This window comes from Embleya australiensis, from assembly GCF_051903075.1.
Classification (GTDB): domain Bacteria; phylum Actinomycetota; class Actinomycetes; order Streptomycetales; family Streptomycetaceae; genus Embleya.
On record NZ_CP182423.1, the window covers coordinates 3,906,601 to 3,920,283 of the forward strand.

Here is a 13,683-nt window from a genome sequence, read left to right on the forward strand (position 1 = left end):
ATGGGCAGGGACACGGCGGCGAGCCGTCCCACTTCGGGGAAGGCGCCCGGTGGGGCGCGAGTTCCGACTCCCTTACACGCCTGCGACAGTCAGCCCACGAGCAGGATCTTGCCCGTGCCCGCGCGCGATTCGGCGTGTCGGACGGCGTTGCCGACGTCCGCGAGGTCGTGGCGACCCGCGACGGGCGCGTCCAGGTGGTGGTGTGTCAATTGGTCGGTCACCGTGCGAACGAGTTCGCCGATTTCCTCGGAGGTCATGGTTTTCATGCGTTCGGGCAGCCAGAAACCCTCGAGGTTGATGCCGTGGAAGACCAGCGAGTCGGGTGGGACCGCGATGTCGGATCCCGAGAGCATGCCGTAGACGATCATCCGTCCGCCGTCGCGCACGCAGTCCAGCGCGAGTCGGCCGGTGGCGCCCCCGACCGCGTCGAGCGCGGCTGTGACGCCCCCGACTCCGGCGAAGACCGCGATCTGCTCACGGGCCCGCTCCGGGGGGTCGGCGAGGACTTCCACCGAATCGTCGTCCGACGGGGCCGGGCGGTCGTGACGTCGGCGGACCAGACCGACGCACCGGATGTCTCGTCGTCGCGCCAACGCCGTGATCATCCGACCCACCGTGGAGGTGGCGGCGGTCTGGAGGAGCACGTCACCCGCGGCCAAGCCCAGGTCGTCCAAGAGCAGGTTCGCGGTCATCGGGTTGACGGTCATCTGGCAGGCGAGGTCGTCCGACAGACAGTCGGGGATCTCGATCACGTCGGCGACGGACACGTTGAGGTACTTCCGCCAGGTTCCGTCGGCGGACACCGCCACGCGGCTCCCCGGCCGCAGGTCCACGTCGGCACCCGCCTTGTCCACGACCCCCGCTCCCTCGAAACCCACCGGGGCGACCGGTGGGGCGCCCGGCGCGAGCGGCCCGAAACGGGCCGCCCGGCCGTAGCGTCCGCGAATCCACAGCAGGTCCGAGGGATTGATGGGGCGCGCCGTCAGGCGTACGCGGACCTCACCCGGGAGAGGGTCGGTCGGCTCGGCTTCGATCACGGACAGCACGTCGGCGGGTTCCCCGTGCTCTCGGAAGACGACGGTACGCATCAGTGGCCCGGCCGGTACAGGCTGTCGGCGAGAAGGAAGTCCCTGATCTCGGCCACGGAGTGTTTGCCGTCATGGACCATCTTGTTGACCAGTACGTAGGTGGCGTGGCCGGCGCGGAGAGCGTCGCGCAGATGCTGGAGCGTGCCGCATCCTCCGGAGGCGATGACCGGCAGTCCGGAGGCCTCGGCCACGGCACGGGTCAGGGCGAGATCGAAGCCCTGCCCGGTTCCCTCGCGGTCGATGCTGTTCGCCAGGATCGCGCCGACCCGCAGGCCGGCGAATCGGCCCGCCATGGACGTGGCCGTGGCTCCGGAGGGCTGCTCGCCGTCGCGGACGTACGCCTCCCACTGGTCGGGGCCCGTCCGCCTGCCGTTGATGACGCCCATGACGCGTTCCCCACCGTATTCGCCCACGGCCGCTTCCACGGTCTGCGGGTCGTCCACCATCGCGGTGCTGAGGGACACGACGTCCGCGCCGGCCGCGAGCAGGTCTCCCAGGTGCTGCACGGACGGGAGGCGACCGTGCTCGACGGAGACCAGCAGATCGACTCCGACCTCTTTGATCCCGCGCAGCAAGTCGGGGAGGTAGTCGATGTCCTCCCACGTGTCGAAGACGTCGAGGAAAACCTTCCGGGCGTCGCCGGCGGCGTATGCCCGGGTGATCTCGACGACGTCCGACGGGTTGCGCAGGCCGGGTATCGCGGACGGCTCGGTGGTGGCGCCGCGGGAGACGTCGATACAGGGGATGACGAGGTCGCCGATGTGGGCCTCGCGGTTGTGGAACGCGGGAGTGGGGGTGGTCATGGTGTCGCCTTCCGGGGTGGGGTGAGTATTGCCAGGCGGGGGTTGTCGGGGGCCAGCACCCGTGCCACGTCCACGGCCGTGACCATGGCCGATTCCTGGGTTGGGACCTGCGTCATGACGTGACCGGCGAAGTACAGGTCGCCGTGGCCCTGGAGTTCGCGGAGTCGACGTTGCGCGGCGAACATCGCCGGGAGCGGCAACAGGGTGCGAAACCCGGCCCGGGCGAGGAGGCGACGCGGCAGGCTTTCGCGGTGGTCGAGTCGGCTGACGAAGGCTTCGCCGCCGTCGTCGAATCGACGTCGGACGGTACTCGGTGCCCAGGCACCGTCGACGGTGATGTTCGTCGTGGATCGGTGCAGGGGGTCGGGACAGAGGTAACACGGATCCAGGTGCACGCCGTGAGCGATGTCCGCGTAGCGGTATGCGGAGAGCGCGCGGCGTGCCATGTCCGCTTCCGGCAGGTCCCGCAGCGCCTCGGCGGCGGCATCGGCCGGAACGGCCAGGACGATCGTGTCCACGGTATGGGTGTCGCCCCGACTGTCGATCATCGCCAGTCGATCGCCCACGCGGCGGATGTGCCGCAGCGCGGCGCCAGGGCGCAGGTCCGCGGTGTCGAGTCGGGCCGCCAGTCGGCGGGCCACGTCCTGCATGCCCTCGCGCAGGGTCTGCGTGGTCGGTGTCGTGCCCGCCGGCGCGTCACTTGCGAACACGGCCGCCGTCGCCCGCGCGGACAGCGTCGACGCCCGGGGCAGATCACAAGCCCAGAGCGATGAGGGCAGGGCGTAGACCACGTTTTCCTTCACCGTCGCGGGTAGCGACCACGGCTCCACGACGTCGCGCAGCGGAACCGCCCAGTCCAGGTCCCGGGCGATCCAGTCGGCGGCCTCGCGCACGAGCATGGCGATCGCTTGCCGCGCGTCCGCGGTCGAAGGGTCGCTCTGCGCCGTCTTGTCGCCGCCCGGTGCGGTCAGGGGGCCTCGGAACAGCGGGAGTTCCCGCCCGGCCTGCGCGATGGTGTAGGTCGCCGGGGTAGTGATCCAATCGTCCTCGGCCAGTCCGAGGTTGCGAGTCAGGCTCTGGAAGAGCGTGAACGCCTCCAACGGCACGCCGTGCACGCCCAGGTCGATCACCCGCGTGGCGCCACCCGCGTCGACGAACCGCCGCGAACACAGGTTCCCACCGATGTCGTCCCGGGCTTCGAGTACGACGCTGTCGTGGGTTCCGTCGATCAGCCAGGCCAGGGTCAGCCCGGCGATACCCGCCCCCGCGATACCGATTCTCACCGCGCCTCCTCGTGTCCGTCGAATCGTCGGTCGGCGACCGGGCGCCGAGGCGGCGCCTTGCCTCCGAACCACTCGGTGGTGTTCACACGGCGGCCGCGGCGCGCCAGAAGTCGGCGACGCTGTCGTCCAACAGGCGGGCACACAGGAGGGCTTCGTCGGGGTCGTCGCCTCGGTCGAGACCGTCCTGGACGACCTCCAGCGCGAGGCGACACAATTCCTCGGGGCTGTCGTCCTCGTAGTAGGACAGGAACTCGTCCGGCACCTTCGGGCCCTCGGCCCGCACCCGTGCGACCAGTTCGGCACACCCGGAGAAGTAGCAGGTCAGGTCGGCGTACGAGGACATTCCCGTGGCCGCCTGTGATCCCTGGACCGCCACCCAGGAGACGACACCGTCGAAGGTGTACGTCGCGCTCTCGGGCGGCCAGAACTTCATCTCCGTCGGGTCCAGGCCCAGGGCCCGTGCGCACTCGTCCAGCTTGGGGGACGCGTCGTAGACCAGGCGGGCCAGTTGCAGGTACAGGTCGGCGGCGGGGCGGCGCGGGAAGCGGGAGAGCATCGTGCCGTAGGCCGCCAGTTCCGTGCGGTGGCACTGGGCTTCGGTGCCGGTCAGGCGCCGCAGGTGCTCCAGGGTCAACTTCGTGTCGGCGGCCAGCAGGGCGTTGGGGATGGGGTGGGCGAGGCGCCGGTTCTCGACTTCCTCGACGAGTCGTGCGGCGTCGATGTGGGTCATCGGGGATCTCCTGATTCGTTGCGTGTGGTGGACGAACCGCGCGCTCTCGCGCGTCGGGCCCGGACGGTTGCGGTCAGTGCTTTTCGGGTGGCGGTGCGAGGTATCCGGTGCGGCGGAACTCGCGCAGGTAGGTGTCCAGCAACTCCGCGTCCACGGGCGGGCAGGCCAGGCCGCTGTCGGCGAGCGCCGCTGTGGCGTTGTGGCGACCGAAGGTGGGGAAGGTGCCGTCGGTGTACATCTGCTTGATCGTGACGTCGCTGTCGTGGGCGGGCTCGACGAACATGGCCACGTACGGGGCCATGGGATGGTCGGGCAGTTGCGCGGTGAGATCGGCGAGCATCCCGCTCCAGGCGTCGTAGGGCATGGTGCGTACCGGGTAGCCCATGGCGACCAAACGCTCGACCAGCAGCGGCAGTCGGGCGTCGTGCGGGTTGGTGATGTGGTAGACGCGACCGTCGGGTTCCTGGTGGGTGACGATGTGCACGATCGCCTCGGCGGTGTAGTCCACGGGCACGAAATCCAGGGGCAGGCCCATGTCCGGCGCGAGCCCGGTCTCGGCGATGGTGCGGAAGAGCGCGCACATCATCGTGTCGGTGTTCCACACGCCGCGATCGCGAGTGCCGGTGATCTCGTAGGGCCGGTGGATGGCCACCGGTAGACCACGCCGGCCGGCCTCGACGATCAGTTTCTCGGCGACCCACTTGGTCTCGGGGTAGCCCAGGGAGATGCGGTCGGCGTGGTCGAGCGGGGTGTCCTCCTCGACGTGTTCGATGCCGGCGGTGCCGAAGCCCGCGATCACCGCGATGCTGGAGATGTAGTGGACCGGCTTGAGGATGTGCTCGCCCGCCAATTCCAGGACGGTACGGGTTCCCCCGACGTTGATCGGCGCCAACGCCGCATACGGGTAGGCGAAGTTGACGCGCGAACCGCAGTGCACGATCAGGTCGATCCCGCGGGCCAGGTCGCTCCAGGCGTCGTCGGGAAGGCCGAAGTGGGGTTCGGCGAGTTCGCCGGGCACGGGGACGACACGGTCCGTCAGCGGTTCGGGGTCCACGCCGTGCCGCCGCATCCGGGCGGCCAGGCGGTCGAGGGCCTCGTGCGCGTCGTCCGCGCGGATCAGGCAGTGCACCCGTTCCACTCCCGCGCCCAGGAGTTGCTCGACGAGGTGTACGCCCAGGAAACCGGTCGCTCCGGTGAGGAACACCTGCCGAGGGTTTCGTGCACGCGTGGACGCGGGCGCGTCGAAGCGCAGTTCGGGAGCGAGTCGGGCCTCCGCGGCGAAGTCGACGGGCGTGTCGTCGTGCGCTCGTCCCTCGTGCAACGCGTGCACCGCGGCGGCGAAGTCGGCCAGGGACGGGTCGCCGACCAGGTCACGGATCATCGTGCGGCCGTATCCGGCGGCTATGTGGAGCCGTTCGCGAAGAGCGGCGGTGATCCGCGTGGCACGCAGGGATGTGCCGCCCAACGCGACGAACGTGTCGTCGCGGGTCACCACGTCGGCGTCCAGGACGTCGCGCCACACTTGGGCTACGACCTGTTCCCATTCGCCGCGCGGTTCCTCGTCGCCGGTGCCCGGCGTCGATGCCGGCGCCGACAACTCGGCGAGTTCGCCTCGGTCGATCTTGCCGCTGGTGGTCAAGGGCAGACGATCGACCACGGTGATGCGGTTGGGGACCATGTAGGTGGGGAGCCGGTCGCGCACGTGCTCGTGCAGGCGTTGCGCGAGCCGCCGCCGTTCCCGGTCGGAATGTGCCACGACTGCGGCCACCAACACCTCGCCGGCGCCCTCGCCCACGATGCCCACGGCGGCCTGTCGCACGCGTGCGTGGGCCGACAACACCGCCTCGACCTCGTCCAGTTCCACTCGGTAGCCGCGCAGCTTGACCTGGCGGTCGCGGCGCCCCAGGTACTCGAGCGCCCCGTCCTCGCGCCACCGCGCCATGTCGCCGGTGCGGTAGAGGCGCGAGCGCACCTCGCGGGGCGTCCACGGGTCCTCGACGAAGCGTTCCGCCGTCTTCTCCGGGTCGTTGAGATAGCCCAGCGCGACGCCGTCGCCGCCCACCCACAACTCGCCTGTCCGGCCGGGGTCGGCGATCGTCCCGTCGTCTCGGACCACGTAGGACGTCGAGCCCGCGACGTTGACCCCGATGGGTACGTTCTCCGCCCGCGCGGACAACTCGTCGACCCGGTGGGTCGTGGACAGCGAGGAATTCTCGGTGGGCCCGTAGCCGTTGAGGAGCATTCCCGGTCGGCCGTGGCGCAGCACGGCCCGCACGGCACGCGGCCCGACCGTGTCGCCGCCCACGATCAGGCAGCGCAGGCCGGCGAACATCTCCGGCGCGACGTGCGCGTGTTGGTGGAACAGCCCGGCGCTCAGCCACGTCACGCTGATCCGCGCGTCGCGCAGCACGCTCTCCAGCGCCTTGGAATCCAACAGATCCTCGTCGCGGGCGACGACCAGACAGGCGCCGTTGAGCAGAGTGGCGAACATTTCGAGACAGGAGACGTCGAAGGTCGGATTCGTGGTCGCGAGCCACCGGTCCCCGGGCAGGACACGAAGGTCACCGGTGTCGCGGGCCAGCCTCGTCTGGCCGCGATGGGGACACACCACACCCTTGGGCGCGCCGGTGGAACCGGAGGTGTAGATGATGTAGGCCGCCTCGCCCGCGCCGCGTCCACGCCACCATTGCTCGTCGGCTCGGTCGGACGCGGCGAACAACTCGTCGATGCCTACGACGGCGACGCCGTCGGGTACTTCGATGCGCGCGCCGGGCGCGCACACCGCCGTGCGGACGTCGGCGTCGGTGAGGATCTGCGCGATGCGGTCGGCGGGATAGGAGGGATCGACGGGCAGGTACACGGCACCCGCGTACAGGATCGCGAGGGTCGCGGCCACCGCGTCCGCGGAGCGACCGATCAGCACGGCGACGTGGTCCGCGTTCGTCACGCCGCGCGCCCGCAGGCCCGTGGCGCCGCGGCGAACCCGCTCTCCCAGCTCGCGGTAGCTCCAGCCTCCGTCGACCCATTCGACGGCGGGCGAGTCGGGGCGCGCGGAGACCTGCTCCGCGAAGAGCGCCGGGATGCCGGCATCGCGCGGGTAGTCCGTGCGCGGACGGTTTCGGATACGGGCGTGCTCGGGACACGGGGGCTGATGTGAGGTGACCATGGAATCTCCTGCGAAAATGAAAAAGCTCATGGAAAATGCAGGTCTCGACGCGTCCGGAGGAAAGCGTCGGCAGCCGGATCCGGATCACGGCGCGCGGTTTCGCATGTGCAGGTCGGCGTAACCCGGAAGGCGACTGAATTTCGATCATGAATTCCCGGATGGATGCCGTTGGTACGCCTGACGTCCTTCGATCCGCCGCGACCCGAGCAATTGATCGACAATCGGACGCTGCGAATCGCCGAAGATGCCGAATCGCAAATCGGAAATCGCGAAACCTCCTCCCGGCGAACCGGGGCGGCCGGTCAGTGCCGGGAGGGATCGGCGGCGACCACGGCCAATCGGTCGCCGCGGGTGACCAGCGGACGCACCGCCCGGATCGCCGAGCGCACCGCGCTCTCCTGGCTGTCGGCATCCCCGAGATGGCTGCCCGCGAAGTACACGCCGTGACGGCCCTGATGGGTCGCGAGCACCCGGGCGGCAAGGACCCCGGCAACGGTGGGGCGAAGTTGGCGAAAGTCCGCGCGGGCGATGACGTCCTCGGGCTCGGCGCGGTGGGTGATCCAACTCTTGAACACCTCGGTGCCCAGGACGGGTCCCAGCCGAACGGTGCTCTCGGCCCATCGGTCGTCCGTGGTGACGCAGGTGGTGGACCAGTACGCCCGGTCGGCGGGCATGTGTGCCGGATCGCGGTGCAGGGCCACCGTGGTGGGGACGTAGTCGAACGCCGCCAGCGGCTCCGCCGAGGGCTTCAGTTCGAAACAACCCGCGATGAGGTCCAGGGCTCGGGGAGCCGAGGTCGCGACGACGACCGCGTCGTATGCGCTCGTGGTGGCCGCGTCGAGCAGGCATGGGTGCCCGTCCCCGACGTCGATGGCACGCACGGGTGCGCCGACTCGGACGTCGCTGCCCAGGGAGTCGGCGATGCGGGAGACGAGTTCCCCCAGACCGTTCGCCAGAAGGTGCCAGATCGGGGCGGCGTCCGGGTGCTTGGGCGACGCGCCCGTGATCCAGCCGGCCACCGCTCGTGCGGGTATCTCGGCGGCCTGGTCCACGGTGCAGCCGACGAGGGACGCGCACCAGGACAGAAAGGTGTTCCGCACCTCGTCCACCGGCAGTTCCCGCGCGGCGGCGAGGTCGCCCACCGTGGTGGTGACCGGCCCGTTCTCGGCCTCCAGTCGTGCCGTAGCGGTGAGCAGTTCCGTGAACGTGCGTGCCGCCGGACCCGACACCGGTGTACGGCCGTCGGTCGCCGCGGCCGAGGAGTCGGGGGTGACCAGCGTCGGCATCGCCCGACCCGCCCGCGAAAGCGTCGTGGACAACGGGACGTCCAAGGTGTGGTCAACGCTCAGCCCCAGGGCCCGACGCAGCGCCGTGTGGCACGGGTACGCCGTCGGGGACAGCAATTGGGCACCGAGATCCACCGTGACCGGGCCGTCCCCGGCGCCGCCGAACGTGGCGGTGCGAATGTTGCCACCGATGCGATCGGCGGCCTCGTACACGGTGACCTGATGCTCCTCGTCCAGCAACCAGGCGGCGGTCAGCCCGGCGATGCCCGCTCCGATGACGGCGATCCGCATCGTTGTCTCCCCAAGGGTGGGGGAGTGGCACCCGGAGTTTCGCCGAGGTCCGAAAGTATGCGTCGCGACACTCGGAGGAAGCCCGGGGACCTACGCCCACCCGATTATTCGTTGACAGTTGACAGTGACGCTCCTCACCAATTTCCCCGGCCTGATGCATTGCCTGCCCACAATGACCGGAAATCATCGACTCGAATTCCCCTGAGCATCTGGAGTGGCGCGGCTCCTCTCATTTCCCATGCGTATCGAATTCCGGGGATTCGATCATTCGAATCGAGCCGGCGAGTCCACGAGAATGGGTGATCCCCGGAAAACAGCCCGATCAGCGCGTGCGGTTATCCGGCCACGGCCACGGCCACGACCGCGGCCGACCGGCGACGTGCGCGCCGGCACGGAAGACGTGGCTGTCGTGGGGATGTACATTCCTGTGCCGCTCGACCCCCGCGTCCGGGTGGATCGACAGGCGGCGCCGCCGCACCGCCCGGTGGGTCCCACGTCCTCGACACCGGTCGGTTCCGAGGTGTGGGGTCCGATCGTCGTGCGATCAACGGGTGGGGCGTGGGCGGGCGCGCATTGCGCGGCGGTGGACGCAGGTGAGGAAGTCCGGCCCTCCGATGCCGTAGTCCCAGGGGATCTCGTGGACGAGGTGTCCGGTGGCCTCGAACCGTTCGGCGAGTTCGGCCCATCGGCCGGCCCGGGCGAGGGCGAACATCAGGTAGCTCTGGTCCGACACCCAGCTCGCGGGCCGCGACCGCGCCCGTGCGGGATATCGCTCCAACGCCGTGTTCAGGTCCGCAGCCGGACCGTCCGCGGTCCAGAACTCGCGGTCGGGCCAGTCCTGGTCCCACGACTTCAGCGCGACGTACTCGACGTGCGCGTGGATCACGAGGAGACACGACGGCGATCCCGGCGGTGCTGCTCGGCCGCGTCCCGCGCGAACGCGTACATCTCCTCGTTCGAACCGTGCCACTTCCCGCACAGGTACTGCAACGCCGCCGCCAGACCGTTCCCGTGGTGGGGACAACGCTCGCGCAGTTCCCGTACGTGTTCGTCGAACACCCCACGCTCGGCGCCCAGCCCGCGATCCACACGCAACCACGACGCCCACGGGGTCGGATCCTCGGGCGCGAGTTCGGTGGCCAGACGACACGTGTCCCGGGCCTGGCGCAGCAACTCGTGGAACCCGGCGAACCGCTGCGCGCTCGTCGCCTTCGCCGGGGCCGCGCCGCGCACGTTCCACGCCGCGCGCACGCCCGCCGCGGCTGCGACCACGGCGCGGTCCGCGGAACTGGGCCGCGCGCTCTGCCAGGCGAGCAGCCACTGCGGAGACACGGCGGCGAACTCGCCGAGTCCGTCGACCGCGACCGACCGGCGCCCCCAGTCCGTGCCGATCCGTGCGAGCAACTCCTCGGCGGGTTCGAAGCGTCCGGTGCGCGCGACGGCCTCGCCGACCGACCGGACCTCGACATCGTCGAGCGCCGCCCGGCGCTGTGGTGGAGTTCCGGTACCGGGGCCGCTCGGAGCATCTGTACGCGCACTTCCAACTCGGGGCCGCCGGTACGCCTCACCGAGTACCAACCGTGCTGGATTGCGGTGCGGAGGCCCCACATCTGTGGGACGCACTGCTGAGGGCCGTGGCGTGGCAGTCGACGACCCTGTTGCGGGCCGCCGCGGAGGTGTGGACGGTGCTGTGGTCGCTGGCGGCGAGCGAGGTGCCACAGACGGAGGAGCGCCACCCGGCGCTGGCCGCGGCGGTGGCCCACATCGAGGTGAACATGGCGAGTCCGCTGACGGTTCCGGTCATCGCCAGGGCCGCGGGGGTCTCGCACAACCAACTCACCCGCCTGTTTCGGGCGGCCTTCGCCGAGACCGTGGTCGCCTATCTGCGGCGGCGTCGCCTCCAGGTCGCCGCGCACTTGTTGCGACACTCGACTCTGGCGATCCCGGCCGTCGCATCGCAGGTGGGAATTCCTGATCTGCAGGCCTTCAACAAGGCATGCAGACGCGAACTCGGCGCTTCGCCACGCGCCGTCCGCGCGGGGTGCGACGACGAACACTGACCCGGCGACGCGACGGGTCGTGGCGCGGGCGGACGTGGACGGAGGACGGGTACGGTTCATGGCCGTCCGGGCCAGAGCCGCGAGAGGTGTGACCTGGGGGTTTCGCGTGCGAGCGGCACCTGGACGGCGGTACCGTACCGATCCTCCAGGCCCTGCTCGATGAAGGTGATCGACGCAACCGAGGCGAGTTGGTAGGGCAGTGGGAGCCGGCCGCCGATCGGCAGGAATTCGGAGAAGAGGAGGCTGCTACCGGTGGGTTCGGTTCGCGATGGCGCAGTTCCGGAATGCCGTGCTCCTCGAGGGAGTCGTCCTTCGGGGTCGGGCCGTACCGAAGAGGGGCGCTCCGACGGCCGGAGGCCGCAGGAGCGCCATGGGTGTTGTCGGCTGTCAGTTGAGCGCGGCCCAGTTCTGGGTGGTGGTGTCGGCGGTCGGCTTGGTGATGACGGCGGCGCCGACGGTGACGCCGGCGCTGTCGAGGGTGAATCCGCTGGCCGGGTTGGTGATCGTGAAGGTCCCGCTGCTGTTTTGGGTGACCTGCCATTCCTGCCAGGCGTTGGAGGAGTTGACCGCCCGCAGGGTGGCCTGTTCACCGGCGTTGTAGGGCGCGGTCAGCACGAGTGCGTCCGGGCAGCCGTCGATGAGTTTCGCCGTGCCGTTCGCGTTCGCCCTCAGCGTCCACTGCTGTCTGGTGCTGGTGGGATCGTAGGTGTAGAGGTTGGCGGGGGCGCTGCCGGACGCACCGCACTGGCCGACGCGTTCCATGGCCAGGCCGCCGCCGTTGGTGAGGGCGTGGGTTCGGCCGTCGCCCACGATCGTGGGACCGTAGTCGATGGCGTGGGCGGCCAGGCGGGTCAGCGCGCTTCCGGTGGTGGCGAGCGGGGGGTTGGCGGCGGGCCGAACGCCCTTGAAGTAGTCGGCGAATGTCGAGGGAGTGTGCGTGGTCAGCACACTGATCGTGCCGTTCCAGCCGCCGTCGAGGTTGTTCCACAGGTCGAGCAGCGAGCCGTCCACGTTGCCCTGGACCCGGTCACCGGTGTCCCAGCCGGTGGAGTAGGTGAAGCTCCGGCTGTCGCCGTTGGGCCACACGTAGCGGTAGTCCCCGAGGAGGTAGGCGGCGGCGGAGTCGGCGAAGCCCTCCGCCCAGGCGCAGGTGCCGGAGCTGGCCTTGTCGATGTAGTGCGGGTTGCAGCCGGTGACGTTCGGCCACCATCCGTCGTACAGACGATGCAGGAGGAAGTGGCCGCCCTCGTGGAGCACGGTGTGCTCGGAGTCGGGGTCGGCCGCGGAGAGATGAACGGTGTTGGCCAGGTCGTAGAACGGGCCGTCGACCGAGTCGGCGGTCCATCGGATATTGAGTTCGGTGCAGGCGTTGTTGTTCGCTTCGTGGGTGGACCAGCAGTCGCTGACGGAGTTGTTGCGCTTCCACCACAGGAGGTTGACGGTGTCGAAGGCGTGCCAGGCCCGCGCGGTGCCGGCGGTCGGTTTGAGGGTGCCGAGGTTGACGCCGGCGGAGATGTCGGCCTGGGTGGGTGAGTCCAGGGTGTAGGGGGTGCCGTTGGTGTCGCCGACCTTCCACAGCTTGGTGCTCTCGGTGCGGAACCGTACCCACATGCTGCTCATCGAGGAGGTGGAGGTGGGGGTGTAGCAGAGGTTGAAGCCGCCGTCGTCGACGCCGGTGTACTGGTAGTCGGGGGTGAGTTGGCGCGGGGCGTCGGTGGACTTCTCCTTGCCCCACAGTTGGGCGTTCGCGTTGCGGACCGGCTTGGTCATCGTGGGCTTGTTCGTGCCGGCTTCGGCCGACCGGTAGTCGTACTGGAGTTTGCCGCTCAGGCAGATGGGGGACGCCGCCACGGCGTCGGACGCCGTCAGCGGAACGGCGACGGCGGCGAGCAGGGTGGCGAGCAGGGCGGTGCCTATGGCGGCGAAGCCGCGGGGCAGCCGAATTCGGATGGGCAAGGTGTTCCTCCCCTGGGACATTTCGAGGTCCTGTCCGTGCGGGCCGTCGCCGTACGAGGAGACCGGGACGGCCCGTCACGAACGCAACGGAACACCGGGCGCACGAGCAGCATGCAAGTCGCCCTGAAATACCTGGCGTTACGATGCCGAATCAGTCTGTCACCATCCATCTTGTGAGTTGCCCTGTTTAGGAAGAAGAGGTGATATTTTCATCGGCGGAACGTTGGCGGTACCGGTCGACGTCGACCGGCTCGAACGCGTGAGCCACATCGTTGCCTCGGACCACGAGGCACTCCGCACGACCGCCCTGACGATCACCGCGATCGGCGAGCGAGCGGGCCGGAACGCAAGATCGTTCGCCGCTTCCTCAACAGCCCTGCCGGCAACGGGCTTTCGCCCGGAAGCCCGAGCGAGGCGATCATTTCGCCGAGATCAACCGACTCGGTCGCGGCTTCGCGATATACGGGCCGTGCCGGCTGTCGTCGGTCCAGCGTTCGGGGCGGAAGGCATCGGGGGAATCCCAGTGGCGTTCGTCGTGGTGCGGCAGATGCGGGCAGACCGAAAGCGGTTCGCCGGGTGGGAAGCCGGTGCCGCCGAGGTCCGCGGCGTGTGGGACTGCGCGCCCGCACGGCGGTTACCGGTTCGGCGCGCACCGGTTCCGCCCGGGCCCGCTGCCCCACATGCGGCGAGCGCACCGCCACGCCCTCGTCGGCGGCCCGCCCCGTCAACTCACGACTGCCGCGCGGTGTGTCGCGGTGCAGCAGTACGTCCGCCAGGCAGCGGTGGACCAGCCGCGTGCCGGCGTCCGGCCACCGGCAGAGCCGCCTGCGCATCGCACGCCTGCCGGCGTTCCGGCAGCAACTCGACGTTGTCGTCGCCGCTGGGCGGGGTCGGAACGTAGCCGCGCGACTCCAGCAAGGTTGCGTACAGAGGACCGTTCTTCAGTGTGAACGGTCAGCGATTTCCCCCACTTCTGAGGCTTCGTGGTCACGGAATTGGCCAGGGTCGTGGTCACGAGTC

General features: G+C 69.8%; 10 protein-coding genes and 1 pseudogene. 1 reads left to right on the forward strand and 10 read right to left on the reverse strand.

The features are described 5' to 3' along the window. Positions 1-89: 89 nt before the first annotated feature. The 8 genes from ACMXN5_RS47340 to ACMXN5_RS47375 all read right to left on the reverse strand — a co-directional run bounded on the left by ACMXN5_RS47340 (position 90) and on the right by ACMXN5_RS47375 (position 10,051). Positions 90-1,088, reverse strand: coding sequence for a zinc-dependent alcohol dehydrogenase family protein (locus tag ACMXN5_RS47340; protein ID WP_439681077.1), 999 nt, complete (start codon positions 1,086-1,088; stop codon positions 90-92). Beyond that, positions 1,088-1,891 (reverse strand): HisA/HisF-related TIM barrel protein, encoded by an 804-nt coding sequence (locus ACMXN5_RS47345; protein ID WP_439681078.1) that lies wholly within the window; start codon positions 1,889-1,891, stop codon positions 1,088-1,090. The genes ACMXN5_RS47340 and ACMXN5_RS47345 overlap by 1 nt, the downstream gene beginning before the upstream one ends. Further along, on the reverse strand, positions 1,888-3,174 hold the full coding sequence (locus ACMXN5_RS47350; RefSeq protein WP_439681079.1) for an FAD-dependent oxidoreductase: 1,287 nt from the start codon (positions 3,172-3,174) through the stop codon (positions 1,888-1,890). Before ACMXN5_RS47350 ends, ACMXN5_RS47345 begins: the two co-directional genes overlap by 4 nt. 82 nt (positions 3,175-3,256) lie before the next feature. Next, positions 3,257-3,904: a hypothetical protein gene (locus ACMXN5_RS47355; RefSeq protein ID WP_439681080.1), complete on the reverse strand. Its 648-nt coding sequence runs from the start codon at positions 3,902-3,904 to the stop codon at positions 3,257-3,259. Between the two features lie 73 nt (positions 3,905-3,977). Beyond that, positions 3,978-7,070, reverse strand: a complete 3,093-nt coding sequence (locus ACMXN5_RS47360) for an amino acid adenylation domain-containing protein (RefSeq protein WP_439681081.1) — start codon at positions 7,068-7,070, stop codon at positions 3,978-3,980. A 302-nt stretch (positions 7,071-7,372) separates the two neighbouring features. Next, positions 7,373-8,647, reverse strand: a complete 1,275-nt coding sequence (locus ACMXN5_RS47365) for an FAD-dependent oxidoreductase (protein ID WP_439681082.1) — start codon at positions 8,645-8,647, stop codon at positions 7,373-7,375. 544 nt (positions 8,648-9,191) lie between these two features. After that, entirely contained in the window at positions 9,192-9,533 is a 342-nt protein-coding gene (locus ACMXN5_RS47370) for a hypothetical protein (protein WP_439681083.1), read from the reverse strand. After that, positions 9,530-10,051: a hypothetical protein gene (locus tag ACMXN5_RS47375; RefSeq protein WP_439681084.1), complete on the reverse strand. Its 522-nt coding sequence runs from the start codon at positions 10,049-10,051 to the stop codon at positions 9,530-9,532. Before ACMXN5_RS47375 ends, ACMXN5_RS47370 begins: the two co-directional genes overlap by 4 nt. A 176-nt stretch (positions 10,052-10,227) precedes the next feature. Here ACMXN5_RS47375 and ACMXN5_RS47380 point away from each other — a divergent pair, with 176 nt between their 5' ends. Beyond that, complete coding sequence (locus ACMXN5_RS47380; RefSeq protein ID WP_439681085.1) at positions 10,228-10,707, forward strand: helix-turn-helix transcriptional regulator; 480 nt, start codon at positions 10,228-10,230, stop codon at positions 10,705-10,707. A 387-nt stretch (positions 10,708-11,094) separates the two neighbouring features. Here the strand turns inward: ACMXN5_RS47380 and ACMXN5_RS47385 are convergent, their stop codons facing one another. Together ACMXN5_RS47385 and ACMXN5_RS47390 are read right to left on the reverse strand one after the other, a co-directional pair. Continuing rightward, positions 11,095-12,663, reverse strand: a complete 1,569-nt coding sequence (locus ACMXN5_RS47385) for an RICIN domain-containing protein (RefSeq protein ID WP_439681086.1) — start codon at positions 12,661-12,663, stop codon at positions 11,095-11,097. A 418-nt stretch (positions 12,664-13,081) separates the two neighbouring features. Beyond that, a pseudogene (locus tag ACMXN5_RS47390) lies at positions 13,082-13,228 on the reverse strand (cytochrome P450); the annotation flags it as partial. Positions 13,229-13,683 lie beyond the last annotated feature (455 nt).